The sequence below is a fragment of the Streptomyces sp. NPDC030840 genome (assembly GCF_055572015.1).
Map to the genome: position 1 here is coordinate 136,296 of NZ_JBVIEE010000001.1, position 26,279 is coordinate 162,574.

Annotated in this window: 16 protein-coding genes; 8 read left to right on the forward strand and 8 right to left on the reverse strand. The window is 71.5% G+C overall.

Features of this window, described 5'->3' with window-relative positions:
* The first annotated feature begins 30 nt into the window (after positions 1-30).
* Together ACZ49J_RS00610 and ACZ49J_RS00615 are read left to right on the forward strand one after the other, a co-directional pair.
* Positions 31-960 (forward strand): serine hydrolase, encoded by a 930-nt coding sequence (locus ACZ49J_RS00610; RefSeq protein ID WP_467454754.1) that lies wholly within the window; start codon positions 31-33, stop codon positions 958-960.
* Between the two features lie 61 nt (positions 961-1,021).
* Positions 1,022-2,098 carry an esterase-like activity of phytase family protein gene (locus ACZ49J_RS00615; RefSeq protein ID WP_467454752.1) on the forward strand — a complete coding sequence of 359 codons (1,077 nt, stop codon included), beginning with the start codon at positions 1,022-1,024 and terminating at the stop codon, positions 2,096-2,098.
* A gap of 11 nt (positions 2,099-2,109) precedes the next feature.
* On the opposite strand, the gene ACZ49J_RS00620 is transcribed toward ACZ49J_RS00615, so the two are convergent.
* Positions 2,110-4,668, reverse strand: a complete 2,559-nt coding sequence (locus ACZ49J_RS00620; RefSeq protein ID WP_467454751.1) for an ABC transporter substrate-binding protein — start codon at positions 4,666-4,668, stop codon at positions 2,110-2,112.
* A 257-nt stretch (positions 4,669-4,925) separates the two neighbouring features.
* On the opposite strand from ACZ49J_RS00620, the gene ACZ49J_RS00625 reads away from it, so the two are divergent.
* From ACZ49J_RS00625 to ACZ49J_RS00635, 3 genes are all read left to right on the forward strand, one after another.
* Positions 4,926-8,642, forward strand: coding sequence for an ABC transporter ATP-binding protein (locus ACZ49J_RS00625; RefSeq protein ID WP_467454750.1), 3,717 nt, complete (start codon positions 4,926-4,928; stop codon positions 8,640-8,642).
* A 202-nt stretch (positions 8,643-8,844) separates the two neighbouring features.
* Positions 8,845-9,249: a hypothetical protein gene (locus tag ACZ49J_RS00630; protein ID WP_467454749.1), complete on the forward strand. Its 405-nt coding sequence runs from the start codon at positions 8,845-8,847 to the stop codon at positions 9,247-9,249.
* Positions 9,250-9,380: 131 nt separating this feature from the next.
* On the forward strand, positions 9,381-10,811 hold the full coding sequence (locus ACZ49J_RS00635; protein WP_467454747.1) for a S28 family serine protease: 1,431 nt from the start codon (positions 9,381-9,383) through the stop codon (positions 10,809-10,811).
* Between the two features lie 57 nt (positions 10,812-10,868).
* On the opposite strand, the gene ACZ49J_RS00640 is transcribed toward ACZ49J_RS00635, so the two are convergent.
* The 6 genes from ACZ49J_RS00640 to ACZ49J_RS00665 all read right to left on the reverse strand — a co-directional run bounded on the left by ACZ49J_RS00640 (position 10,869) and on the right by ACZ49J_RS00665 (position 22,361).
* On the reverse strand, positions 10,869-13,145 hold the full coding sequence (locus tag ACZ49J_RS00640; RefSeq protein ID WP_467454746.1) for a protein kinase domain-containing protein: 2,277 nt from the start codon (positions 13,143-13,145) through the stop codon (positions 10,869-10,871).
* A 130-nt stretch (positions 13,146-13,275) separates the two neighbouring features.
* On the reverse strand, positions 13,276-13,983 hold the full coding sequence (locus ACZ49J_RS00645; RefSeq protein WP_467454745.1) for a hypothetical protein: 708 nt from the start codon (positions 13,981-13,983) through the stop codon (positions 13,276-13,278).
* Between the two features lie 118 nt (positions 13,984-14,101).
* Positions 14,102-15,985 (reverse strand): glycoside hydrolase family 3 protein, encoded by a 1,884-nt coding sequence (locus ACZ49J_RS00650; protein WP_467454744.1) that lies wholly within the window; start codon positions 15,983-15,985, stop codon positions 14,102-14,104.
* 120 nt (positions 15,986-16,105) lie between these two features.
* Complete coding sequence (locus ACZ49J_RS00655) at positions 16,106-20,479, reverse strand: caspase family protein (protein WP_467454743.1); 4,374 nt, start codon at positions 20,477-20,479, stop codon at positions 16,106-16,108.
* A complete protein-coding gene (locus tag ACZ49J_RS00660; RefSeq protein ID WP_467454742.1) occupies positions 20,476-21,363 on the reverse strand; it encodes a hypothetical protein in 888 nt (295 codons plus the stop codon). Before ACZ49J_RS00660 ends, ACZ49J_RS00655 begins: the two co-directional genes overlap by 4 nt.
* 80 nt (positions 21,364-21,443) lie before the next feature.
* Positions 21,444-22,361, reverse strand: a complete 918-nt coding sequence (locus ACZ49J_RS00665) for a LysR family transcriptional regulator (protein ID WP_467454741.1) — start codon at positions 22,359-22,361, stop codon at positions 21,444-21,446.
* Between the two features lie 218 nt (positions 22,362-22,579).
* On the opposite strand from ACZ49J_RS00665, the gene ACZ49J_RS00670 reads away from it, so the two are divergent.
* The 3 genes from ACZ49J_RS00670 to ACZ49J_RS00680 all read left to right on the forward strand — a co-directional run bounded on the left by ACZ49J_RS00670 (position 22,580) and on the right by ACZ49J_RS00680 (position 25,229).
* Complete coding sequence (locus ACZ49J_RS00670; protein WP_467454740.1) at positions 22,580-23,536, forward strand: EamA family transporter; 957 nt, start codon at positions 22,580-22,582, stop codon at positions 23,534-23,536.
* A gap of 111 nt (positions 23,537-23,647) precedes the next feature.
* Positions 23,648-24,388 (forward strand): Type 1 glutamine amidotransferase-like domain-containing protein, encoded by a 741-nt coding sequence (locus tag ACZ49J_RS00675; RefSeq protein ID WP_467454739.1) that lies wholly within the window; start codon positions 23,648-23,650, stop codon positions 24,386-24,388.
* 298 nt (positions 24,389-24,686) lie between these two features.
* The gene (locus tag ACZ49J_RS00680) at positions 24,687-25,229 is read left to right on the forward strand and encodes a DUF4232 domain-containing protein (RefSeq protein ID WP_467454738.1); all 543 of its coding nucleotides are present in this window, start codon (positions 24,687-24,689) and stop codon (positions 25,227-25,229) included.
* 56 nt (positions 25,230-25,285) lie between these two features.
* Here ACZ49J_RS00680 and ACZ49J_RS00685 read toward each other — a convergent pair whose 3' ends face one another.
* Positions 25,286-26,161 (reverse strand): MHYT domain-containing protein, encoded by an 876-nt coding sequence (locus ACZ49J_RS00685; RefSeq protein WP_467454736.1) that lies wholly within the window; start codon positions 26,159-26,161, stop codon positions 25,286-25,288.
* Positions 26,162-26,279 lie beyond the last annotated feature (118 nt).

The window sequence follows — 26,279 nt, forward strand, 5'->3', positions numbered from 1 at the left end:
ACGTCTTTTCAACGGGGATGGGAAGCCTTCATGACTCACCGGACATCCCGGCGTGCGCGCGTGCTCGCCGGAGCCCTCGGGGCCGGACTGCTCATACCGTGCGTGGCCGCCGCCGCGCCGGCCGCGGCGGCGACGCCGCAGGTCAGCTGTACGTCCGACCGGGCGGGCCTGGCCACGAAGTTGCAGCGAGACATCACCGCGGCCCTCGCAAACCGCACGGGGACCGTAGCGGTCGGCCTCTACGACCGGTCCACGAACACCACCTGCACCCTGCGCGGCAGCACGGCCTTCGACTCGGCCAGCGTCGTGAAGGTGACCGTGCTCGCCACCCTCCTGTGGGACGCGAAGAAGCACAACCGCTACCTCACCCAGCGCGAGGCCGACCTCTCCAAGGCCATGATCACCAAGTCCGACAACGCGGCCACCAGCGCGCTGTGGCGGCAGCTCGGGATGACGAAGATCAAGGGTTTCCTCGCCGCCGCCGGCATGACGCAGACCAAGCCGGGCGCGGACGGCTACTGGGGCCTCACCCAGATCACCGTCCGGGACGAGCAGAAGCTGCTGAAGCTCATCACCGCCAAGAACACCGTGCTGAGCGACAACTCCCGTGCCTACATCCTCAAGCTCATGGGCCAGGTCATCTCCTCCCAGCGCTGGGGCACACCGGCCGGGGCACCCTCCACGGTCTCCGTGCACGTCAAGAACGGCTGGCTGCCCCGCGCCACGCACGGCTGGCGCGTGCACAGCATCGGCGCCTTCAAGGGCGCCGGGCACGACTACATGATCTCCGTCCTCACCCACGGCAACAGCAACATGACCTACGGGGTGAACACCATCCAGGCGGTGGCCAAGGCCATCCACAAGGACCTCGTGCCGGTCACCAGCAGCGCGGGCGTTCAGCGGTACGTGCCCACGGACGAGCCGAAGGAGGCGTCCGTGCCGGTGCCCGCGGGCGGCTGAACTCCTCTGCGTTCACGGGGAGTCCACCTCACAGGCGCCCTGGCCGTCCTACGGTGACGGCATGCGCCACAGAAGCCTGAGAACTCTCCTCGCGACCGTCACCGCCGGTCTGGCGGCGGCCACCACACTCGCCGCCACCGGACCGGCCCACGCCAACGCACCGGGCAGCAACGCCTGTTCACCCGCCGTCTCCATCGACGGCTTCTCCGACGCACTCGACAAGACCACGTACGACGGCACTTTCGTCGGCAACTTCTCCGCCCTCGCCGTCGACGGTGACGGCTCCCTCCTCGCGCTCTCCGACCGCTCCGTCCTCTTCACCCTGGACCGCGAAACCCTCGCGCCGAAGGGAGTCGTCCCGCTCGCCGACGAGAAGGGCGCCGCGCTCGACTCCGAGGGCCTGGCCGTCGACCTCCCCCACTCTCGGCTTCGCTCGAGCGGGGGAACCCCCATCGGCACCCGCCTCGTCAGCTCCGAGACCGAGCCGTCCATACGCCGGTACGACCGCGACGGCCGCCTCCTCGGCGACAGCCTGCCCGTACCGGACGCGCTCAAGGTCGCCCCGGCCGGGCGTGCCACCACCAACCAGACCTTCGAGGGGCTCACCCTCTACCCCGGCGGCCGCACCCTCCTCGCCTCGATGGAGGGCGCGCTCTCCGGCGACGCGACCGGCATCGTCCGTTTCCAGACCTGGGACCGGCGTCACGGGCAGGGCTTCCGGCTGTCGGCGCAGTACGGCTACCGCGCCGACACCGGCCTCGGCGTCGTCGAGACCGCCGCCCTCCCCGACGGGCGGCTGCTCGTCCTGGAGCGCGGTTTCACCGCCGGCGTCGGCAACACGGTCCGCCTCTACCTCGCCGATCCGCGGCACGCGACGGACACCAGCGGCGTGGAGAACCTCACGGGCCAGGCCGGTGTGCGGCTGGTCAAGAAGACCCTGCTCACCGACCTCGTGACCTGCCCGTCACTGGGCGCGACCGCCAAGCAGCCGCAACCGAACCCGTTGCTCGACAACATCGAGGGCATGGCGGTCACCGGGCGTGACCGGCAGGGGCGGCTGCGTGTGCTGCTGGTCAGCGACGACAACCAGGGCGCGACCCAGACCACCCGCTTCTACCGGCTCACCGTCCGCGTCTGACCTACCTGCGTTCACCGGTCGGGCCGGGTGCACCTCCCATGGCTGTCGGCCGCGAGGCTGTGCGGCGCCAGACACAGGAAGAGAGGGCGCCTGGCCCGCTCCTTCTCGGTGAGCGGCAGGGTGAAGTTGCGGTCCCACGCGATGCTGTCCCGGACGGTGACGCCGTTGCGGAGGGCCTGGAGGACGTTCGACGGGGACGCGGAGCCGCCGGACTGGGCGGATGCCGTCTCGATGGCAGCCGCTGCCGCCCGGAAGGAGTCCCCTCCGCTGGCGTAGTCACTTCCGCCCTTGATGCTCCGGCGGACCGGCTTCTTCGAGAACGAGATGTAGTACAGGTTCACGGCGGTGTACTGGTGGATGCGCGCCGAGGCCGGCACTTTCTCGTACTCGATCAGTGTGTTGACGTCGGACGAGATGATCGGGATGGGCGAGGACCTGATGTCGTCGTCACTGCCGCAGGTGGCCTGCACCTTGGCGAGCACCTTCGGCAGCTGCGTGCCCCGGGCGGCGTAGAAGGTGATGCCGTTCTCCCCGCGGAGTGCGCAGATCCTCTCGGCGAGGTCGGGCAGTCCCAGGGCGGTGACGCCGCTGTTCTCCGGCGTGGGGGCCGGTACCTGGGCGAACCACGGGTCTTCCGGGGTGATGCCACGGGCTGTGAGTTCCCCGGCGATGTCGTCCCGGAGTTCCTTGCTGTAGCGGTCGTTCCTGTCGTAGACGATCAGCGCCTTCCTGCCGCCCAGGTCGCGCGCGTGCCGCACCATGACCTGGGCCATGCGCGCGTTGGTCGGCTGGGTGTGGAAGAAGTTGCGCGCCTCTTCGGCCATGAAGTCGCCGGTGACCGAGGCTCCGATCACCGGCATGCTGTCGCCCAGGCGGTTGATCGCGTCGACCGACTCCTGACGGCTCTGGGTGATGCCGATGACCGCCGCCACGGTGCTGTCCTCTGCCGCCAGCTCCCTGACCTGGTCCGCGACTGCTCGGCCCGAGCCGAAGGCGAAGCCGGCGTTCGCCACCACGATTTTCAGCGGGGGCATGTTCTCGTTGATCGCGGTCTGGCCGTTCCATGCCTTCTGAGCGTCCGCGGCGCCCTTGAGCTGCAGCACTCCCGCCGGCACGATCTGCCCGCGTCGCGCACGGGGGTTGGCGGTCAGCGGCGCCAGGAACACCAGCGTGCGATGCTCGCCCGTGACCGCGGCGTTCTGTTCACGGATCTGGTCCTGCACCTCACGCAGCAGCGCCTGGGAAGCGAGGTCGGTGAAATAGCAGCCCCTGGTCGCGGGGGCGATACCGACGATTTCCTCCCCTGCCGTCCCGGGCCCGGGACACCGCGAGCCCCACGGCCACCAGGGGACCGGCAGGAGCCACGCCGCGCAGCTCATGGCCACCAGCACCGTGGCCGGCACCACCCATCCGGCGTGCGCGCGGACCGCGCCCACCTCCTTGGGCGTGACCTTGGCGTTGAGCCTCAGCCACCTGGCCACCTTCTCGGACTGCTCATCGCCGCTCGGCAACCGTACGGCGATCCGAGGGGGCTCCTGCGTCCGCGCCTGCTGACGGGCCTTCTTGAGCACGGTGACGGCCTCTCCGATGCCCAGCAAAGGACCGTCGAGGACCTCGGCCGACGGCTGGCCCCGGTGCCCTGCCAGCACCAGCAGCGGGGGCCGGGCACCCTGCGTGACGAGCTCCCGGTGCGCCTCCAGCAGCTGCCGCACAGCGGTGTTCTCCGCGGCGGCGGCATCCGGCACCAGCAGGACGAAAGGCCACACCCGGCGGCGGCGCCCAGGGTGGAACCGGCTGGGTGCGACTGCCTTGGAAAGGTCCTTGAAGAGCGCTTCCAGCAGCAGGTTCATCCGCAGCAGAGCCTGCTGCTGGGCATCCGCCGCGCGCAGGCGGAGTGCGGCCTGGACGAAGTTCCGGGCGGCCGGGCCGGCATGGGCCACCCGATGGGTGTACCAGCGCATGGTGCGATTGAGCCGCCACCGATGCCAGAGCTCCAACGGCCAGGAGAGAGCCACGGTCAGCGCCCCGGACAGCCAGCCGGGCAGCGCGCCGTTGTTGCCCGCCTGGCGCACCGCGCCGAGAACGGGAGTGCGTTCTTGCCACGCGGCCCACAACCCCTGCGCCATGGCCCGGGCCGGATCCTGCGGGACGCCCGCGTCCGGCGGTGCGTCGCCGGGCAGCAGCGCGTCGAGCGCGTCCCGGCAGGTGCGGAACATCGGCAGACGCAGCCTTCCCGCACCCTCCGGCATGGTGTTCTCCCAGTCGCTGACCAGATGGTCGAGCAGATCGACGTCCGGTCTGGTCGCGTCCGGCTGCTGGGCCCTGGCCATGGCGCGGGGAACGTGGAAGGCCTGGTCGGCTTCCGGAGGCCCTCCTTGCCGGTCGTCTTCCGGGTCGCCCACCCGCAGGCGTTCGGCGTAGCCGGACACGAACGCGTCGGCGTGCCCGGGGTCCGTTCCGTCGTCCCCGATCACCACCACCGGCAGCCCTCGTCCTTGCGCCGGCTGGGTCACCAGCGCGTCCAGGGCCGCCACGAGTTTGTCCACATGCGCGAGAGCCGGTATCGCCACAGCTCTTCCCCCCTTTTCCTGCCGCCGGCGTGTGCGGAGTGATCATTCCGTCGCGGCAGGCGGCAAAAACGCACATGTCATATTTCGAATGAACTTGCCTGAATGATTTATGGAAAGGACGATTGTGATCGGCTCGGGAGGACCGCGCAGCAGCTCGGGATCCAGGTCCCTGGCCCGTCTTTATTGCGGAGGGATGAAATCCGCTTTTTCCCGCGTTGGAGCCTTCCGGTACATCAGGACGGACGGGAGGCACCGGCGTGGCAGCGGAGCAGGGGGACAAACAGGGCTGGGCACGGAGGCTCGCCGGGTACGCCTGGCGGCACCCCAGGGACGTCGTCCTGGCCCTCGGCTCCTCCCTGGCCGGTATGGCCCTCATGGCCGTCGTCCCCCTGATCACCAAGGTGATCATCGACGATGTCGTCACGGACCACACCCGGAGCATGGCCCCCTGGGCCGGCGCCCTGATCGGCGCCGCCGTCCTCGTCTACGTGTTCACGTACATCCGCCGCTACTACGGCGGACGCCTCGCCCTCGACGTCCAGCACGACCTGCGCACCGAGATGTACGGGACGATCACCCGGCTCGACGGGCGCCGCCAGGACGAGCTGTCCACCGGGCAGGTCGTCGGGCGGGCCACCAGCGACCTCCAGCTGATCCAGGGCCTGCTCTTCATGCTGCCGATGACCATCGGCAACTTCATGCTGTTCCTGATCTCCCTCGTGATCATGGCGTGGCTGTCGCTGCCCCTCACCCTGGTCGCCCTCGCCGTCGCCCCCGCCCTGTGGTGGATCGCGGGGCGCAGCCGCACCCGTCTGCACCCGTCCACCTGGTACGCGCAGGCCCAGGCCGCCGCCGTCGCCGGCGTCGTCGACGGTGCCGTCAGCGGTGTCCGCGTGGTCAAGGGCTTCGGACAGGAGGAGCAGGAGACCGGCAAGCTCCGGGAGGTCGGACGCAGGCTGTTCGCCGGACGGCTGCGCACCATCCGGTTCAACGCGAAGTACACGCCCGCGCTGCAGGCCGTCCCCGCCCTCGGGCAGGTCGCCATGCTCGCCCTCGGCGGCTATCTGGCGGTGCGCGGGCACATCACGCTCGGTACGTTCGTCGCCTTCTCCAGCTACCTCGCCCAGCTCGTCGGCCCCGTCCGCATGCTCGCCATGGTCCTGACCGTCGGCCAGCAGGCACGGGCGGGCACCGAGCGCGTGCTGGAACTGATCGACACCGAGCCGACCCTCCAGGGCGGTACGAAGACGCTCCCCGCCGACGCACCGGCGACGGTCGAGTTCGACGACGTCTCCTTCGGCTACGACGACGAGCACCCCGTCCTCGACGGCCTCAGCTTCGAGATCCGCCCCGGCGAGACCCTCGCCGTCGTCGGCTCCTCCGGCTCCGGGAAGTCCACGGTCTCCCTGCTCCTGCCGCGCTTCTACGACGTCACGCACGGCGCGGTCCTCGTCGGCGGCCACGACGTCCGCGAGCTCACGCTCGACTCCCTGCGCGCCGCCATCGGGCTGGTCCCCGAGGACTCCTTCCTCTTCTCGGACACCGTCCGCAACAACATCGCCTACGGCCGCCCCGACGCCACCCAGGAGCAGATCGAGACCGCCGCCCGCGCCGCCCAGGCGCACGGCTTCGTCACCGAGCTGCCCGAGGGGTACGACACCAAGGTCGGCGAGCACGGCCTGACCCTCTCCGGCGGCCAGCGCCAGCGCATCGCGCTCGCCCGCGCGATCCTCACCGACCCGCGCCTCCTCGTCCTCGACGACGCGACCTCCGCCGTGGACGCCCGCGTCGAGCACGAGATCCACGAGGCGCTCAGGCACGTCATGGAGGGCCGGACGACCCTGCTCATCGCCCACCGCCGCTCCACTCTCAACCTCGCCGACCGCATCGCAGTCCTCGACCACGGCCGTCTCGCCGACCTCGGCACCCACGAGGAACTCCAGGAGCGGTCCGCCCTCTACCGCAGGCTGCTCACCGACCCGGACGAGCTCGGCGGGGTCTCGCCCGGGCACGTCAAGCCGGAGTGCCCGCGGGAGGACACCTCCGTACGGGACGAACTCGACGCCGAGTTCGACGCCGAGCGGGGCATCACCCCCAGGCTGTGGACCGGCGACCGGGAGCCCAGGGACCTCGCCCTCGACGGCACTCCCGCCACCCCCGAACTCCTCGCGCAGGTCGACGCGCTGCCCCCGGCCACCGACACCCCGGACATTGACGAGGCCCGCGCGGTCACCCCGGAGGAGTCGTACGGCCTCAGGCGCCTGCTCCGCGGCTTCGGCGCGCCCCTGCTCGTCAGCCTCGCCCTCGTCGCCACCGACGCCGGCATGGGACTCCTCCTGCCCGTCCTGGTCCGCAACGGCATCGACGACGGCGTCTCCCAGCTGGCCCTCGGCGGAGTGTGGGCGGCCTCCGTGCTGGCACTGCTCGCCGTACTGGCGCAGTGGGCGGCGCAGATCGGCGAGACGCGCATGACCGGACGGACCGGTGAGCGCGTCCTGTACTCGCTCCGGCTGAAGATCTTCGCCCAGCTCCAGCGGCTCGGACTCGACTACTACGAGCGGGAGCTGACCGGCCGGATCATGACGAGGATGACGACGGACGTCGACGCCCTGTCCACCTTCCTCCAGACGGGCCTGGTCACGGCGTTCGTCTCGGTCGTCACGTTCTTCGGCATCATGGTCGCGCTGCTCGTGATCGACGTTCAGCTGGCGCTGGTCGTCTTCGCGACGCTGCCGCCGCTGATCATCGGCACGTTCTTTTTCCGCCGGGCGAGCGTGAAGGCGTACGAGCTCGCCCGTGAACGTGTCGCGCTGGTCAACGCCGACCTCCAGGAGTCGGTGGCCGGGCTGCGGATCGTGCAGGCGTTCCGGCGTGAGCGGGACGGCGGCGAGCGGTTCGCGGCCGGCAGCGACAGCTACCGCGAGGCGCGTGTCCACGGGCAGTGGCTGATCTCCGTGTACTTCCCGTTCGTGCAGCTGCTGTCGTCCGTGGCGGCGGCCGCCGTGCTGGTCGTGGGCGCGCACAGGGTGGACGCCGGGACGCTGACGACGGGCGCGCTGGTCGCGTACCTGCTCTACATCGACCTGTTCTTCGCGCCCGTGCAGCAGCTCTCCCAGGTCTTCGACGGCTACCAGCAGGCCACGGTGTCGCTGGGCCGCATCCAGGAGCTGCTGCGGGAGCCCACGTCGACGAAGGCGGCGGAGAAGCCGATGGAGGTGGTGTCCCTGCGGGGCGACATCACCTTCGAGGACGTGCGCTTCGCGTACGGGGATGACGAGGAGGCCCTGGGTGGTGTCGCGCTGACGATCCCGGCCGGGCAGACGGTCGCGTTCGTCGGTGAGACGGGCGCGGGCAAGTCGACGCTGGTGAAGCTGGTCGCGCGCTTCTACGACCCCACGGGCGGGCGCGTGCTCGTGGACGGCACCGACCTGCGTCACCTGGACCTCACGTCGTACCGGCACCGGCTGGGCGTCGTCCCGCAGGAGGCGTACCTGTTCCAGGGCACCGTCCGCGACGCCATCGCCTACGGCCGCCCCGACGCCACCGACGCCGAGGTGGAGGCCGCGGCGCGGGCCGTCGGCGCGCACGACATGATCGCCAGGCTGGACGGCGGCTACCTCCACGAGGTCGCCGAACGCGGCCGCAACCTCTCCGCCGGGCAGCGCCAGCTGATCGCGCTGGCCCGCGCCGAACTCGTCGCCCCCGACATCCTGCTCCTCGACGAGGCCACCGCCGCCCTCGACCTGGCCACCGAGGCCCAGGTCAACCAGGCGACGGACCGCCTCGCCGGCCGCCGCACCACCCTGGTCGTCGCCCACCGCCTCACCACGGCCGCCCGCGCCGACCGCGTCGTCGTCATGGACCACGGCCGGGTCGTCGAGGACGGCACCCACGACGAGCTGCTCCGCCTGGGCGGCCGTTACGCGGAGCTGTGGCGGACGTTCGTGGGGGAGCCGGTCAGCGCGGCGAGCTGACACGCTTTCAGCCCGTCCGGCGCTTGAGGACGAGGCCGAAGGCCGACAACGGGGGTCTGGGGGTGCAGCCCCCAGGGACGGGACGGGTAGGGGCGGCGGGGGCGTTTGCCGGTTTGGGCGGTCTCGTCCCCCGGCCGTGCAACCATCCGGCGGACATCCGCGTCCGTACACCAGTACGTCTTCGGCGGGGAGAGGTGAACTGATGAGCGGTCAAGTGACGGGAACGCGACGCTCCGTACGGCGGCCGATGGCGCTCGTGCTGGCCGTCCTGACCGCGGCCGCGCTGCTCGTCGTGGCCGGGCCGGGCAGCGCCGAGGCGGCCTCCTGCGGGGCGCGCAAGGTCCGTACGCTGTCCTTCTCCACCGGCTACGTGCACGTCTACAAGCGCGGGGGATACGTCTGCGCCGTGACCGTCGCCAAGAAGCGCAACGGCACCCTCAAGCGGATGTCCGCCAGCGTGCAGGCGCGGGGGAACCGCCCGATGATGCGCAAGGGGGAGCGCAGGTACCGCATCGCCACCGACGCCGTGCACGCCGGACGGCGGTGCGTCAGGGTGACCGGCTCGGTCGGCGGCGACGGCGTCACGTCGAGGTGGATCCTGTGCTGACGCCCCGTACCGCACACAGGGTTTTCCCTAATCTCCCCTGGTACATGGCCAGTTGACGCCCTCCTCCCCTGGTGCGCCCACCACCCGCTCCACTAGGTTCCGGCGCACAGATGAGTCACAGGGGAGATTCCATGCGCAAGGCGCTCAGATGGCTGCTGTCGCTCGTGGTGCTCATAGGCACCGTGAGCACGGCCGGAGCGGCCACCGCCGCTCAGCCGCAGACCACCGACATCAAGGACCGGCTGCTCGCGATCCCGGGCATGAGCCTGATCGAGGAGAAGCCGTACACCGGCTACCGCTTCTTCGTCCTCAACTACACCCAGCCGATCGACCACCGGCACCCCTCCAAGGGCACGTTCCAGCAGCGGATCACCGTGCTGCACAAGGACACCAGCCGCCCGACGGTCTTCTACACCGGCGGCTACAACGTCTCCACGAACCCCGGCCGCCGCGAGCCCACCCAGATCGTGGACGGCAACCAGGTCTCCATGGAGTACCGCTTCTTCACCCCGTCCCGCCCCGCCCCCGCCGACTGGTCCAAGCTCGACATCTGGCAGGCCGCCAGTGACCAGCACCGCATCTTCACGGCGCTGAAGAAGATCTACGACAGGAAGTGGATCTCCACCGGCGGCTCCAAGGGCGGCATGACCGCCACCTACTACGAGCGCTTCTACCCGCGCGACATGGACGGCGTCGTCGCCTACGTCGCGCCCAACGACGTGGTGAACAAGGAGGACTCGGCCTACGACCGGTTCTTCGCCACCGTCGGCACCAAGGAGTGCCGCGACCGGCTGAACGCGGTGCAGCGCGAGGCCCTGGTGCGCCGTGAGCCGCTGGAGAAGAAGTACGCCGAGTACGCCGCCGCGGAGGGCCTCACCTTCAACACGGTCGGCAGCCTGGACAAGGCGTACGAGGCGGTCGTCCTCGACTACGTGTGGGGTTTCTGGCAGTACAGCCTGCTCGCGGACTGCGACAGCGACACCATCCCGAAGGACGCCAAGACCGCCACGGACGACGAGATCTGGACATCCATCGACACGATCTCCGGCTTCTCCGCCTACGCCGACCAGGGCCTGGAGCGGTACACGCCGTACTACTACCAGGCGGGCACGCAGCTCGGCGCGCCGACCATCGAGTTCCCGCACATCGAGAGGAAGTACATCCGCTACGGCTACCAGCCGCCGCGGAACTTCGTGCCGCGCGAGATCCCGATGAAGTTCCAGCCGTTCGCCATGCGCGACGTGGACACCTGGGTCCGCCACAACGCGAACCGCATGCTCTTCGTGTACGGAGAGAACGATCCGTGGGGCGCCGAGCCCTTCCGCCTGGGCAAGGGCGCGCGTGACAGTTACGTCTTCACGGCACCGGGTCTCAACCACGGTGCGAACGTGGCCGGTCTGGTGGCCGACGAGAAGGCCCTGGCCACGGCCCGCATCCTGGAGTGGGCGGGCGTGGCCTCCGCCGCGGTCCAGGCGAACCCGGACGTGGCGAAGCCGCTGGCCAGGTACGACGCCAAGCTCGACAAGCGCGACATCGAGCGTGAGATGACGCTCAGGCCGTAACGCGCCACATCCGCACGCGAGTCGAGCCCCGGTACCGCCGTCACGCCGTACCGGGGCTCACTCCTGCCCGGTGTCCTGCGTGTCGAGACTCACCCAGCCCGCCTTCGACGACGGGGCGTAGAGGATGCCGCCCGCCACCATCGGCTCGGTGTCCAGGCCCAGTTCCATGCCGCTGTCGTCCTTGATGTCCGGCACGCTGTGCCGGTAGAGGAGCTTGCCCGTGCGCGCCTGGTAGACGGCGACGCCCCGGAGGTTGGCGACGTAGACGCGGTCGCCGGCCTGGACGGGAGGCGCGTCGGCCGGGCCCCTGCCGGGCAGCGTTTTCCGCCACAGCTCCCTGCGCGCGACCGGATCCACGGCGACGAGCTCGCCGCCCGTTTCGGTGGGCGCCACGAACAGCACTCGTCGCGGGGTGACCGACAGCTCGGCCGCCCCCACCTGACCGTTGCCCAGGGCCGCGTCGACGGGGGTGCGCACGCCCTTGGCGCCCTTCTTCAGCTCCTGGCGCAGGACGGCGTGGTCCGTGCCCGTCTCGTCCGTCACGGCGCAGTACAGCCGGGTCGTGCCGCCCTCGTCGAGCAGCGCCTCGCTTCCGGTGTCGCACGGCGCCGACAGTTCGAACGCGGCGACGCGCGCGCCGCTGTCCGTGTCGACGACCGTGACGAAGTTGTCGCCGATGACCGCGGAGGAGAGGCTGGTGAAGACGTGGAGCCGGTCGCCGACGACCCGCAGCGCGGGCGGATGCCCGCTCCCGCCGTCCGCGGACACGCGGGCCGTCATCGTCCAGCGCTTCGTGCCCGAGCGCGCGTCGACGGCGTGCACCAGCCCGTCGTGGTCCACCGCGTACACGCGCTCGCCGTCGCCGATGAGCCGCTGGGTGAGCGTCGCCGTCGGGTAGCGCCACTTCACCGTGCCGTCGGCGAGCGAGAGCCCCACGATCCGGTCGCCGACGTTGACGATCGCGGTGCCCCCGGCGACGACCGGGGTGTTCTGGCCGTACGACGACGCCTTGTCGGTCCGCCACAGCTCCTTGCCGGTCGCGGCGTCGAGCCGGACCGTGCGGTCGCCGACGCACACCAGGGACGACCGGGCGTACACGCAGTCGCTGTTCTGCAGGTTGTACTGCCACTGCCGCCAGCCCTTCGGCCGGCGCTCCGGGCCGTCGCGGTAGGCGAAGGTGAAGCCGCCCGACCCGGACTGTGTGCTCAGGTAGTCGGCGGAGCCCGCCGGCTGGGTGACGGTACGCGCGCTCGCGCCGGGGGCCGCGCCGGGCTTCGCGCCGGGACCCGCGGTGGAACCGGGGGCGTCCGCACCGCTGTCGAGCGCGTACATCAGCCCGCCCGTCAGCGTGGAGACCGCGACGACCGCCGCCGCCACGGACAGGACGAGCCGCCGGCGCCGCAGGGGCGGGGGAGTGGGCGCGGAGCCCGCGCCCGCGGTGGCCGGCTCGGCCGGAGGGCGGGGCGCGGACGCGCGGAGCACCACGGTGTCCGGCGAGTCGGGGAGGGACGGGCAGGACGTGCTCTGCAGCAGGGCGAGCAGCTCGTCCGCCGTCGGGCGGTCCGCGGGCTCCTTGGCCAGACAGCGCTCGACCACCGGCAGCAGCCAGCCGGGCACCCCGTCCAGGTCGGGCGGTTCGTGGACGAGCTGGTACGCCACCGCGTACACGTCCGTGGCGTCGAACGGCACATGGCCGCTCGCCGCGTACGTCAGCACCGAGCCCAGCGAGAAGATGTCGCTCGGCGGCCCGACGTCCTTCTGGGCGCGGATCTGCTCCGGCGACATGAACGGCGGGGTACCGACCGTGATGCCGGTGCCCGTGGGCATGTCGGCGTCGGCGGCGCGCACGATGCCGAAGTCGATGACCCGGGGGCCGTCGTCGGCGAGCAGGACGTTGGCCGGTTTGAGGTCGCGGTGCACTATCCCGGCACGGTGGATGTCGCGCAGCGCCTCGGCGAGGCCCGTCGCGAGGCGGTACAGCTCGTCGGCGCCGAGTAAGGGCCCCAGCTTGATGCGCTGGTCGAGGGGCTGCCCCGGCACGTACAGGGTGGCCATCCAGGGCGGGTCGGCGTCCGGGTCGGCGTCCACGACCGGTGCGGTGAAGGCGCCGCTGACCTGGCGGGCGGCGGTCACCTCGCGCCGGAACCGCTGCCGGAAGTCGGGCCGGTGGACGAGGTCGGTGCGGATCACCTTGACGGCGACCTGGCGGCCGGAGGGCGACGTACCGAGATAGACGCGGCCCATGCCGCCGGAGCCGAGGACGGACTCGAGGCGGTAGCCGGGGATCTCGGGCAGTCCGCCCTCGCCCGGGTCGTCCTGAGCGTCCTGGGCCATGCGTTCCCCCATCGTCGTACGGCCTGCGAACGGATGATATCGAGCCGGGCCCGCACCTCAGCAGACCCTCGTGCGCCAGGAGCGGAAGTGCCCGCGCCCGCCCGTACCGGGGGTGCCGTGGGCCGGGTCCTCAGACGGGTCGGGCGCAGCCCACCGGGTCGTCGCCGCCGAGCTGGACGTAGAGAGCCGTGGACGCGGGGCACTCGGTGCGCCTGCCGACGGCCTTGGTCACCTCGTACTCCGGGGCCCTGTCGCCCTTGCCGTCGCAGGACGTCTCGCGCACCTCGCCCTTGCCCGTGCCGTACACGCAGTCCCCGACGATCGTGCGGGGCCCGCCCCCGCCGCCCGGGTCGCCCGGATGCGGCGGGACGAGCTTGCGCATGCAGGCGTAGCCCCGCGGGACGATGCCGTCGCCGTCCTCGTCGTAGGCGGGACGGGACTCGCTGATGTGGAGGACGAAGTCCGTGGTCGCGGGACAGCGCGGCCCCTCGGACACCTTGCCCGCGTGCCGGGCGACCACCCGGGCCGCCGCCCGCTCGCCCGTGCAGGGCACCTCCGTGAAACTGGTCGTCCCGAAGGAGCTGCACTCGTCGACCCCGAGGAACTCCGAGCCGAACTCGGACGCGGGGGCCGGCGAAGCGGAGGAGGCGGTGGCCCCACCGCCTCCCGCGCCGGAACCAGAACCGGAGCTGGAGCCGGAACCAGAACCGGAGCCGTCCGCCCCGGACCACTGCCGGCACCCGCTGAGCACCGCCATCGCCACCAGCGCCACCACCAGCGCCACCGTCACCGCGACGGCCCGCGCAGCGGCCCGCGCCCCTCGTCCGACCACGACCATGAATCCGTCCCCCCGACGCACCCCCGCCGTCCAGCGTGGCCCGCCACGGAGAGGCACGTCACGGGAACGGGATGCTTTACCCCCAACGGGGGCGGAGCGCCCGATGCGCGGCGTAGGTCTAGTACGTCAGCCCGTGCCCGACCGGATACAGCACCTGCGCCGGGTCGTCCGCACGCTGCACCGGCACCGGCAGCCTCCCGCGTGGCGCCACGCGTCCCGCGATCACCCGTGCCGCGGCCCGCAGCTCGACGTCCGTCCAGGAGTACGACGCCAAGTAGGCACCCACGCCCGGGAGTTGGGCAACGTCGTACGGGTTGCGCACGGCGACGGCGACAACGGGGACACCGGTGCCGAGGAGCGCCTCGACGAGCGCCCTCTGCGAGCTCGCCGCCGTCACGTTGTACGTCCCCACGACCACCGCGTCCTTGCCGCCCGCCGCCGCGACCGCCCTGTCGATGACCGCCTGCGTGGGCGCCGTGCCGGTGGACAGCGCCGTGGCCGTGAAACCCAGCTCCGTGAGGGCGGTGGCGAGGACGGTCGTGGGCGGTCCCGTGGTGCCGGAGGGGGAGGCCGGGTCGGCGCCGACGACGAGCACGTTCCGGTGCGTACGGCGCGACAGCGGCAGCAGCCGCTGCCTGTTGACCAGCAGTGTGGTCGTGCGCTCGGCGATACGGTCGGCGGCCGAGAGATGGGCCGGGGCGCCGACCACCCGGTCGACCCCGGCATGACTGACGTACGGCTTCCCGAACAGCCCGAGCCGGGCCTTGAGCCGCAGGACGCGCAGGATCGACTGGTCGAGACGGGCCTCGGTGAGCTCGCCGCCGCGCACCGCGTTCAGGACGGCGTTCCAGGCGACGTCCAGGGACGGCGGGTTGAGCAGCTGGTCGACGCCGGCCTTCAGCGCCAGCACGGGCACCCGGTCGTCGCCGTACTTGGTCCGCACGCCCTGCATGCCCAGCGAGTCGGTGACGACCACGCCGTCGTAGCCGAGTTCCTCGCGCAGGATGCCGGTGAGGATCGGGCGGGAGAGAGTGGCCGGGTCCCCGGCCGGGTCGAGGGCCGGGACCATGATGTGCGCGGTCATGATCGAGTCGATGCCGGCCCGGATCGCGGCCCGGAACGGCGGGGCGTCGAGCCGGCCCCACTGCTCCCGGGTGTGCTTGATCTCGGGGAAGCCGTAGTGGCTGTCGGTCTCGGTGTCGCCGTGTCCGGGGAAGTGCTTGGCGGTGGCGGCGACCCCCGAGCGCTGGTACCCGTCGACCTGGGCGGCGACCATCCGGGCCACCGCCTCGGGGTCGGCGCCGAAGGAGCGCACACCGATGACGGGGTTGGCCGGGTTGACGTTCACGTCGGCGACGGGGGCGTAGTCCTGCCGGATGCCGAGGGCGCGCAGCTCGGCGCCGCCGAGCCGCCCGGCCGTGCGGGCGTCACGCCGCGACCGGCCCGCGCCCAGAGCCATGGCACCCGGGAAGAGAGTGGCGGGCTTGCCCACGCGCGCGACGATCCCGTGCTCCTGATCGGTGGAGATGAGCACGGGGAGCCCGCGGGGCAGGTCGAGGGAGGCGCGCTGGATGCCGTTCGACAGGTCGGCGATCTGGTGCGGGTCGCGGGTGTTGTGCGCCCAGGAGAAGTAGATGATCCCGCCGACGCGGTACCGGGCGAGCAGCTCGGCGGCCGTCGTCACGCCGATCTCCTTGAGGTTGGCGTCGATGTCGGCCTGGTCGGGCGCGGTCGCCGAGTGCCCGTACACCCGCATCACGAAGAGCTGGCCGACCTTCTCCTCCAGCGTCATACCGGAGATGAGGGCGCGCAGTTCGCTGTCGCGGGCGCCGGTTTCGTGGCCTGCCGCGTCGGCCGTGGTGCCGTCCAGGGCGAGGGCGGCGGTGACGCCGGCGGAGGCGGCGAGGACGGTACGCCTGGAAGGGGTGGAGGGGGTGGAGGGGCCGGGTGGCTCGGGGGGCCGGGGGGCCTTTCCGGTGCTTCCTGTGCTGGAGTCGCGCACGTGCGCTCCTTCCCTCATGAAGGAAACTTCCGAGGAGTCACGAATATCCAGCAAGTTTCTTCCAGTCAAGGGACCGCACCGTAACCCGGCTCGAGCGCCTGTGACGCGGTGGAGAGGGGGTCAGGGACGTGCGCGGCCCAGGTCGGACAGGCGGAGGCAGATGACGTCGGTTTCGGTCAGGACGCCCAGCGAGTCGTCACCGGCGAAGGCGATCCCCGTCACCGTGGAGCCCACGTCGATGCGAGCCGCCACCTGATCGGCCCCCGCGTCGACGAGGCACAGTCGCTGTGCCGCGTTCTGGCGGATGAGGGCGGTGCGGTGGCCGCGAACGGACAGCAGGTGCAGTTCCGCCACGTTGTGCGCGGTCCAACGCCACAGCAGTCCACCGGAGAGGGCGCAGAACACGGAGATGGTGTCGTCGGCCACCAGGCCGAGCACAGGCCTGCCGTCCCAGAGGGCCAGGTGATAAGGCGTTCCGGCAGAGCGCGGGCCTGCCGAGGGGCCGCGTGCTCCATCGGGGAGCGAGTAGATCTGGAGCCCGGTGCCCTCCATCTCCGGCACCGCTGCGAGCAGGCGCCCGTCATGCTCGACGTACTGCGCCTCGTCCTCGGCGCCGAACGTGCGCCACTCGCCGGCCGGCCGGCCGTCCAGCGACCAAGCCCTCAGCCTGGCGTCACCATGGGCGACGATCACCTCTTCGTCGCCCAGCCGGCAGAGCCGGGGCGCGAACCCGCGATCGGCGGTGAGGCCGGTGAGATCCACCTTGTGGCTCTCCGGGCTGCCGACGACCGTCACGCGGGGATCTGTCCAGCCGTGGTGCGAGTACAGCAGCGGTGGCAGCTCCGGATGCCCGATGAGGCTGTCCGACAACCAGAAGGTCTGGTGCCCGGGAGCGATGTTGCGCCCGGTCGCCACATCGAGAATTCCCTCGCGGGAGAAGAAGGCCCAACGACCGTCGTAGCGCCCTGCCGTCAGCGCGGGTTTCGGTGGGTGGCCTCCATAGCGGCCGGGCACGTGCCGGAGCCCCTCGTCCTCCGGCCGCAGTGTCCACACCCTGGGAGCCTGATGGACGTCCCAGGACACGATGCGATAGCCCTGGGCGTCCGCGTGGGCGAACAGGAGGGACTTGGCGGAGCCGTGGATCGACGTCTTGACGCGTCTTTGGCCGTTGAGTCCCGTCACCTCCACGTCCCTGTCGTGGTAACTGAGCAGAAAGGTCTCCCAAGGGGCGTCCACGAGCGCTGCCCAACTCGGTGTGCGGTTCTCCGTCCATTCCGACAGGCCCGGGTGGTGATGGGTGAGCCTGCCCGCCTCCCCCCACTGGGACGTCACCACCCACGTCCGGTCCTCTGCCACTGCCAGAGCCAGGATCTGGCGGCCCACGGGCTGGTAGGGGCCGCCGTCCGACGAGGCGACGCGCCACCCGGCGTCGGGATCGACGGTCCATTCGTCGATCTGCGCGGGGACGTCCGCTCTGAAGGAGGCGTCCCTGGCCAGTACGACGATCAGCCGCCCATGACGCATGCCCAGTCCGATCTTGAACTTCGGCTGCTCACGACGCCGGCGCCGACCAGACCTCCTGCGGCTGGACGCGTCGGGTCCGGGCACGGTCAGCCGGGCCAGCTCACATCCTTCGGCGGGATCCACCAGGCGGATCGACAGATCCGCTTCCACCAGCGCGACCACATGCCGGTCCCCGACCTCCGCGACGGCCCACGCGGTCGCGCGGCTGCTGATTCCGGGACCCACCGGCAGGCCGGTGCGTACGTCGATGACGCGCAGGATCGTGCGAGCGTCGTACTCCCGGCTCTCCTTGAGGACGACGGCCAGTCGGCCGGCGTCCGCGCCGGGAAGCGCGGCGAGTCCCTCGATGACGGGTTCGGCGCCCGTCCGCAGCTCACTCAGCGGCGCCCCGGTCGCGAAGTCCCACACGCGCAGCCGGGGCGGGTTCTCCGCCGTGACCAGCACCGTGCGGCCATCGAACGTCAGCAGGGCGACACCCGCCAGATGGCCGTCGTAGCCGCCGATCGTCCGGTAGCTCCTCGACGTCTCCTCGAGCGGCAGGGCCCACACGGTGTCCCACGGCAGTTCCCGCGCCCGCTCCCGCACCGCCTCGTCGAGCTCACGCGCCCCCGACAGCACGGCGGACAGCCGGAGTTGGGCCATGCGCGCCCGCGGGTCCGGTTCCTTCGACAGCTCCGTGCCCACCCGCTCGTAGGCGACCCGCGCTCCGACCGCCGCAGTGGAGCGCACCCCTGGCAACACCCGCTGCAAGGCCGTCGGTTCGGCCATGACCAGATACCCGGGGTCGCACACCAGCTCGTCGAGAAGGCCGCAGGCCGCCGCGTGCGTGGCGAGGTGGTTCAGGATGTAGGGGTCCGTTCGCGGCCAGTCCCGCAGGCCCGTCGCCGAGTCGGTCGGGACCAGGGAGAGCAGGGCCCGTGTGACGGCGGCCTGGGCTGCCTCGGCCGTGCCCGTGCGCAACTCGTCGGCGAACGACTCGTGGTACAGCCGGTACACGGAGCGTCCCCGCTCGTCCAGCGCCTCGACGATGTGCGCGCCGGCGCTCCGCATGACCCACCGGATGTCGTCGGCGGTCACCTGCCGGCCGGTGAGGGCGGAGGCGACGGCCGGCCACACGGCGGCGCCCGGCAGGCCGGAGCCCTCAGCGAGGGCCAGCGGGAGCAGGAGGGAGCGGCCGCGCTCGGTGTCCGCGCGCAGCTGGTCGCCGAGGGCCCAGCGGAAGGCGGGGCCGGCCAGGAGGGACGGGGCGGCAGCGAGCGAGGGGATCTGCTGCTCCCAGCCCGGGACGTCCGTGTTGATGGGGGCGGGGCGGCGGGCGAGGGTACGGGCCAGCAGACGGGCGGCGAGATAGTTGCCGCCGGCCCGCGTCGAGATCGCCCGGGCGACCCGGCCCGCGGTGTGCCTGTCGGAGAAGTACGCGCCGGTGCTGCCGAGACCGTCGGGCGCCCGCAGCAGTCGGTACGCGTACCCGGCGACATCCCCGTCACGGCCCCACCGGGGATCGTCCAGGTCCAGGGGGTGGAACCGGGGACCGAGCGCCCCGACCACAGCCGGGCGGGTGCCGACGACCAGCCGTACGGCCGGAATCTCGGCGAGTGGTGCCAGAAAGGTGGCGGCGATGTGCTCCGCCTCGCCGCCGAGTCCGTCCCCGCCCGCCACGCCCGCCTCGTCCAGGGCGTCGATCACCAGGACGAGGGGTTCGGACCGCCGGGCCAGGGCGCGCAGCAACTCCTCCTGACCCGTGTCGCCCGGCAGCCCGGCGGCGTCGGCGACCGCGGCCACCATGTCGGGGAGCAGCTTGTGGCGGGCGTGAATCGCCACGTGGACGCGGCCCCTCACACGACGACGGGGCCGCCACAGGTCGTCGCCGAGGAGATCGGAGTGGTGCAGGACGAAGCGGCCGAGCAGCGCGGACTTGCCGACCCCCGGGCTACCGGTCACCACGATCGGTACCTGGCTGCTCAGCGCCGGCGGTGGCGGGGCACTGATGTCGGCTGCGGCGACGAGCATGGCCACGTCCGGATCGTCGTCCTCCACCGTGTCGCCGTCGTCCACCCAGGCGGCCAGGGCCCGCAACGCCTTACCCCGGCCCGTGAAGTACGACCCCTGTTCGGAGGCCCGCTCCAGCCCCCGCCCTCGCGGCCCGAAATGACTGAGCCACTCCTCCCGCCGCCGTCGCCCCTCCGTGCTCAACGCGACCCGCTGCTCGGCGAGGTCGATCCCCTCCTGAGGAACGTCGGGGGCGTAACGGGGATTCGGGAGCAACGGCACCTCGTCCCCGCTGAGCGTCCCGAAGGTGGCGTGTTGCCCGGGGCTGGTGGCGGCGAGGAGGTCGTTGACACGGTCGACGACCTGCTCCACGTACAGCTTCCGCTGCCGCGGGCCCCCGAGGGTGGGGTCGTCGACGGCGTCCCGGAACGCCTCGGCGAAGGCGCCGTCCGCGGCGAGTTCCAGCGGGCGGGCGGCGGCGATGACGGAGAACGACGTGAGCCGGTGCTGGTCGGCCTCGCGGGTCGCGGCCAGGCTGCGGGCCAGCTCACGGACCGCGTCGACGGCTCCCTGCCCGGCGTAGCAGGTGTCGAGGATCAGCAGGAGCCGCCGCAGACCGGTCTCCGTGACGATGCCGACGACGTCCTCCGTGGCCACCGCGGTGCCTTTGAGGAGGCCCGGGCGGCTGTCCTGGCACAGCACGTAGTGCCGGTCGTCGGCGGACCGGTCGCCGTGTCCGGTGTAGTAGAGGACCAGGGTGCCGTCGCCCCGGTCGCCCTCGGCCGCCGCCCAGCCCGCCAGTTCCTCGCGCAACCCCTGTGCCGTACAGCCGGACACGCGACGCGGGGCCTCGTACCCGAGCCTGGTGAGCACGTCCGCCATGACGTCGAGGTCCTTCTCGACGCAGGGCAGTTGCTCGTGGTGCTCGTAGTCCGCGTTGCCGGCCACGAGCGCCCACCGCTGTACGGAATCGCCGGTCACCACACGTCCCCGGCCAGGCCCTCGGCTATGGCGGCGCCCGTTTCGGCGGCCGTCAGATGGCGTTCGACGGCGTGGGCCCGCCAGCCGTTGTCGACGAGGAGGTCGGTGACCGACCTGTCCGCGTCCGGGAAGAGCGGGGCGAGTTCCTTGGCCAGGGCGACGACGTCCCGTCGGTCGCACACGTTGCTCCAGCGGCGTACCGCACCGGGCCAGCGGCCTTTCCCGGCCCGCGGAGCCGGGCGCAGGCGGTCGAAGACGAGATGCGGGATGCCGAGCGGCGAACCGATGGTGACCAGGGTCGTGACCGGCCACTCGGGATGGGCGCACAGGGCCTCGTAGGCCACGACCGATCCGAGGGAGTGGCCGACGAGTACGCGTGTGTCGGGGGCCACGCACGCGGCGACCTCCCGCTGGATTCGGTCGCGGACGCCGTCATCGGTCAGATACCGACGGACCTGCTTCAGCACTCCGATCAGGAAGCGGTCGGCCACGCCGGCCAGGAAGGACGACCTGCTGAGCGCGTACAGCGCCCGCTGCACGGTGTGCGGGACCGCCGCCTTGCTCCGGCCGCTCGCCGGGCCGTCCGGCGCGGGCACCCGGTCGGGCTCCAGCCTGGACGCCTCCCGCCACAGGGCCAGCAGCAGTTCGGCCTCGAAGGGATCGGTGACGTCGCGGTGGGTGTACGCCGGTTCTCCCTTGGCCCGGTCCGGCCCGGGTGGCCTGAACCAGTGTCCGTAGAAGGCGACTTCCACGTCGTCCGGCTTCAGTGGCGGACCGCCGGCCAGGCGCACTCCGTCGAGCAGCGCGGACGCCACGCCGCCGTGGAGCGAGTGCGTGCCCAGATACTGCTTGCCGATGCCGTGCACGACCACAATGGCTGCCATCAGCCTTCTTCCCCCGGAAAAGCTCCAAGTAGGGCCGAGATCCTACCGGCGGTGGCCTGGCGGCGAGTTGGCGCCGCTCGTCAACGGTGTGTGTGTTCCGCCACCTCGGGCCAGTGGCCCTGGAGCGTACGCACCGTCTCCGCGATCGCCGGCCGGCGGGACGCCCCGGTGCGCCACAGGGCGTACAGCCGCCGCACCGGCATGGGGTCGAGGGACACCTCGACAACCCCCGCGGGCAGCGGGCCGCGCCCCAGGCGGGGGATCAGCGCGACACCGAGCCCGGCCGCGACGAGCGCGACGAGTGTCGGGTTCTCGTCGGCCTGGTGGACGATGTCGGGCTCGCACCCGGCCTCCCGCAGCGTACGGACCAGCCAGTCGTGACACACCCGCCCCGGCGGCTGGCAGATCCACCGCTCACCCTTGAGATCCGTACGGCGCACGGAGCGGCGCGCGGCGAAGCGATGCCCCGAGGGCACCAGCAGATCGCACAGATCGTCACCGATCACCGCCTGCTCCACCCCCGCAGGGGCCGGCAGCGGCGCGATGTCCCAGTCGTGCGCGACCGCCATGTCGACCGCGCCCTTGGCCACCAGGTCCACGGACAGATGCGGGTCCACCTCCGTGAGGCGGGTGTCGAGCGCCGGATGACGCTCCGCCAGGTCGGCGAGCACGCCGGGCATCAGGCCCCGGGCCGCCGAAGCGAACGCGGCGACCGTCAGCCGCCCCGCAGGAACCCCGCGCCGCTCCTCCAACTCGGTCTCCGCCCGCTCGACGATCGCGAGCAACTCCTGTGCCGTGGAGGCGAGATGCTGCGCGTGCTCGGTGAGCCGGACACCGCGCCCCTGACGCTCCAGCAGCACCGTCCGCGTCTCCCGCTCCAGTTTCGCGATCTGCTGGGACACGGCAGAGGGCGTGAACCCGAGGGCGGCCGCCGCGGCGCCGACCGTGCCGTGGACGGAGACGGCGTGAAGGGCACGCAGGCGCTGGAGATCGAGCATGGCGGCTCCTGGACGGGCGAGGGCTGGACGGATACGCGGCCACGGATGGGTTCCATGGATGGGTGTCTGCGGACTGGTGTCTGCGGACTGGTGTCTACGGACTGGTGTCTACGGACTGGCATCTATCGACCGGCATCATCTTACGTAAGCATCACTACATCCAACCATGCAGAAATCATCGCTGGTGCTGAACAGTCCGGGCCCCCGATGCTCTAGCCATGCGACCCACCCACCTCTGTCTCGCCGTTCTCGTCGCCGCCGTCTGGGGCGTGAACTTCACCGTCATCGAGATCGGCCTCGACCACTTCCCGCCCCTTCTCTTCTCCGCCCTGCGCTTCCTGGCCGCCGCCCTGCCCGCGGTCTTCTTCGTGGGGCGGCCCAAGGCCGCGTGGAAGTGGATCGTGGGAGTGGGCCTGGCGCTCGGGGTGGCCAAGTTCGGGCTGCTGTTCGTCGGGATGGACGCGGGCATGCCCGCCGGGCTGTCCTCGCTGGTCCTCCAGATCCAGGCGGTCTTCACGGCCGTCATCGCCTTCGCGGTCCTCGGGGAACGGCTCACGCGCCCACGGCTCCTGGGCATGGCCGTCGCCCTGTGCGGGGTCGGTCTCGCCGCCGCGGACGAGGGGGCCGGCGGCCCGCTCGGCGCCTTCCTGCTCGTCATCGCGGCCGCGGTGTGCTGGGGCGTCTCCAACGTCCTCACCCGCAAGGCGTCCCCGCCCGACTCCCTGAACTTCATGGTCTGGGTCAGCACGGTGCCGGTCCTGCCCCTGCTGTTCCTGTCCCTGCTCACGGAGGGCCCGTCCGCCGACCTCGCCGCCCTGCGCGCGCTGGACTGGCAGGGCGTGGGAGTGATCATGTACGTGGCCTGGGTCACCACCGTCTTCGGCTTCGGTGCCTGGGGCTGGCTGCTGCGCCGGCACCCGGCGTCGACGGTGGCGCCCTTCGCGCTGCTGGTACCGGTCTTCGGGATGTCCTCGGCGGCCCTGTTCCTCGGGGAGCCCGTCAGCGGCCTGCGGTGGTGTGCGGCGGCCCTGCTCGTGGGCGGGGTGGCGCTGACCTCACTGGCGCCGGCACCGACGAGCGGCTCGCCGAAGGCCCGGGTGTACGGGACGGGCCGTGCCCTGGCGAAAGGGTCCGACAAGGCGTCCGACAAGGCGTCCGAGAAGGCGTCCGCGTAACCGACTCACGCAACCGCTGCCGGGTGCCCTGCCGTGAACGGTCCCCGAAGGACGCCTACTTGGCGCGGAACCCACGGGACCATGGCCCCGGTGCTTGCTAGGGTCCCGATCATGACGGCTCAGGAACCCACGATCGTCGCCACCTCGGGCGGACTGCGTCCCGGAGACCGCACGAGGGTCACCTTCGACGCGCTCGTGCACCACGCGGTCGACCTCGCGGGGGTGACCGGACGCCGGCCGAGGATCATGTACGTCGGGACCGCCATCGGGGACGCCGAGTCGTTCGCCGCGCGCGCGAGCGAGGCGGCGCGTGTGGCCGGGTTCGACCTGACTCCGCTGCAGCTCTTCCCCATGCCCAACATCGTGGACATCGAGTCAGCGGTGCTGGAGCAGGACGTGGTCTGGGTCATGGGCGGCTCGGTGGCGAACCTGCTGGCGGTGTGGCGGGTGCACGGTCTCGACGCGGTCATGCGGCGGGCCTGGGAGGCCGGGGTCGTGCTCACCGGGGTGAGCGCGGGGTCGATCTGCTGGTTCCAGGGCGGTACGACGGACTCCTTCGGGCCCGAACTGCGGCCGGTGACCAACGCGCTGGGCTTCCTGCCGTACGGCAACGGCGTCCACTACGACACCGACGAGGGCCGCCGACCGCTGCTGCACCGGCTGGTCGCCGACGGCACGCTGCCGGTCAGCCACTGCACCGATGACGGGGTGGGGCTGGTGTACCGCGGGACGGAGCTGGTGGAGGCGGTCACCGAGGTGCCGAAGAAGGGCGCGTACGTGGTGCGGCGTGAGGGCGGCCGGGCGGTCGAGGAGCGCCTGGAGCCGCGCCTGCTGCCGGCGCCGCGCGGCTAGTCCGATGGATCCCCGCGGCGTCGCGACGCCCGGCACGCTCCCCTACTGCCTCAAGGGCGTGGGAGGTACCCGCACTCGCCGCACGACGCGAGGGACAGGTGGCTCCGCCACATGACCGCACCGCATGAGTTCTTGTACGCGGCCACAGTGGGAAGCCCGGCTGATCGGAAGAAGCCCGGCTGTTCGGAAAATAGTTGGCCGGGCCACTGAACCTCCCCCGGGAACCGCACATCTTCAGGTGCGTAGGCGCGCACTGACCTCGCGCGCCGCTTCTTACGCGAGGGGAACCCGAAACTTCATGAAGAGCAAGCTGACCGCCGTGGCCCTTGCGGCTGTCGTCGTCGCCGGCACCGCCGCTGTCGCCGTCCCGGCCTCGGCCGCCTCCGCCACGGCGGAGCCCACCCGATGCCACACCGCCGACCTGAAGGCCGGCTTCGCCATGGGTGGTGACGCGAAGCCGGAGATGGAGCAGCCCGGCAAGCAGACTCAGGCCTACATCTGGTTCACCAACCAGAGCGAGCGCACCTGCACCCTGTCCGGCTTCGCCGGTGTCGACATGATCGGCGCTCAGAGCACTGACGGCACCTGGTCGCTGGCGCGCTCCTCCAAGCAGCCCGTAAAGATGACCCTGGAGCAGGGGGACACGGTGGATTTCAGCATCACCCTGCTCCCGGTGGCCGGGTCCACGCCGCAGAAGGAGAAGTTCGTTCCGGCGAAGTTCCTGGTCACCCCGCCGAACGAGACGGAGCACTTCACTCTGACGTGGCCGTTCGGCGGCCAGATCCTCAAGCAGGACGGCGCCACCCACCCGGCCACCTACATCAACCCGATCGGGCTGTAACCAACGGGGTGGTGCCGCCCGGGTAGACGATCTCAGGGACGGCGGGGCAAGGCGACTCACCACCTCTGCACGCGAGATGCCTCCGGCCGGGGCGCCGGGGGCGACGGCTCGAAGAGAGAGTGGGATCGCGGCTCGGGCCGCGCCGAGCGGCCGCCCGCCACGACGGCCCCCCGCCGCCCGCCCCGGTCCGCCCTCTCGTCACCCTTCACCAGCAACGGATCGAACATCACCACGGCCCCGGCGAGGATCAGGAAGATGACCGGCCCGATGAGCATCGGCAGCAGCAGCGAGATCGGCGACTCACCCGCCCGCGTACCCCCGGTCGTGCCGTGCAGGTGCACACTCACGGCCGCCATCCCCGTGTAGTGCATCCCGGACACGGCGACGCCCATGACCAGACTGGCCCCCAGACTCGTCAGGAAGCCCCGGATCGACACGGCGGCCCACAGCGCGGTGGTCGCGGCCACGATCGCGATGACCACGGAGAGCGCGACGGTGGCCATGTCGTACCGGATGGAACCGCTCAGATGCAGGGCCGCCATGCCCAGGTAGTGCATGGCGGCGACTCCGAGCCCCGTGACGGTTCCGGCCGTGAGCAGCGTGGGCATCGCGACCCCGCGGTATCCCACCGCGAACACCCCGACACCGACCACGGCGATCGCGACGACGAGGCTCAGCACCGTCAGCCCCACGTCGTAGCGGATCCGGGTCTCCTCCACGCGGAAGCCGATCATGGCGATGAAGTGCATGGTCCAGATGCCGCACCCGATCGACGCCGCCCCGAGCGCCAGCCAGCCGGGCTTCCACGACCGGTCGTTGAACACGGACCGGACCACACAGCGCAGCCCCAGGGCGCCTCCTAAGCACGCCATGATGAACGCCGCCACCGGAGTGACAGCGCCGTAACTGAAGCCGTCGATTGTGCCTTGCATATGCCAACTCCCCCGGAGCTTCGTGCCAGTCGAGGGAGGTTCTCTTGTAGTAGGCAGGTAGTGCAATCCGTTACCGCGAGTAGCTGAATGACTTTGTACTGGCGAGTATCGTATTCGG

Bases quoted from the DNA above. Each gene is read 5' to 3' on its own strand.
- ACZ49J_RS00640 (WP_467454746.1), bottom strand. From the start codon at position 13,145: ATGGCCCAGGACGCTCAGGACGACCCGGGCGAGGGCGGACTGCCCGAG.
- ACZ49J_RS00610 (WP_467454754.1), top strand. From the start codon at position 31: ATGACTCACCGGACATCCCGGCGTGCGCGCGTGCTCGCCGGAGCCCTC.
- ACZ49J_RS00675 (WP_467454739.1), top strand. From the start codon at position 23,648: ATGACGGCTCAGGAACCCACGATCGTCGCCACCTCGGGCGGACTGCGT.
- ACZ49J_RS00670 (WP_467454740.1), top strand. From the start codon at position 22,580: ATGCGACCCACCCACCTCTGTCTCGCCGTTCTCGTCGCCGCCGTCTGG.
- ACZ49J_RS00615 (WP_467454752.1), top strand. From the start codon at position 1,022: ATGCGCCACAGAAGCCTGAGAACTCTCCTCGCGACCGTCACCGCCGGT.
- ACZ49J_RS00680 (WP_467454738.1), top strand. From the start codon at position 24,687: ATGAAGAGCAAGCTGACCGCCGTGGCCCTTGCGGCTGTCGTCGTCGCC.
- ACZ49J_RS00665 (WP_467454741.1), bottom strand. From the start codon at position 22,361: ATGCTCGATCTCCAGCGCCTGCGTGCCCTTCACGCCGTCTCCGTCCAC.
- ACZ49J_RS00635 (WP_467454747.1), top strand. From the start codon at position 9,381: ATGCGCAAGGCGCTCAGATGGCTGCTGTCGCTCGTGGTGCTCATAGGC.
- ACZ49J_RS00660 (WP_467454742.1), bottom strand. From the start codon at position 21,363: ATGGCAGCCATTGTGGTCGTGCACGGCATCGGCAAGCAGTATCTGGGC.
- ACZ49J_RS00685 (WP_467454736.1), bottom strand. From the start codon at position 26,161: ATGCAAGGCACAATCGACGGCTTCAGTTACGGCGCTGTCACTCCGGTG.
- ACZ49J_RS00645 (WP_467454745.1), bottom strand. From the start codon at position 13,983: ATGGTCGTGGTCGGACGAGGGGCGCGGGCCGCTGCGCGGGCCGTCGCG.
- ACZ49J_RS00630 (WP_467454749.1), top strand. From the start codon at position 8,845: ATGAGCGGTCAAGTGACGGGAACGCGACGCTCCGTACGGCGGCCGATG.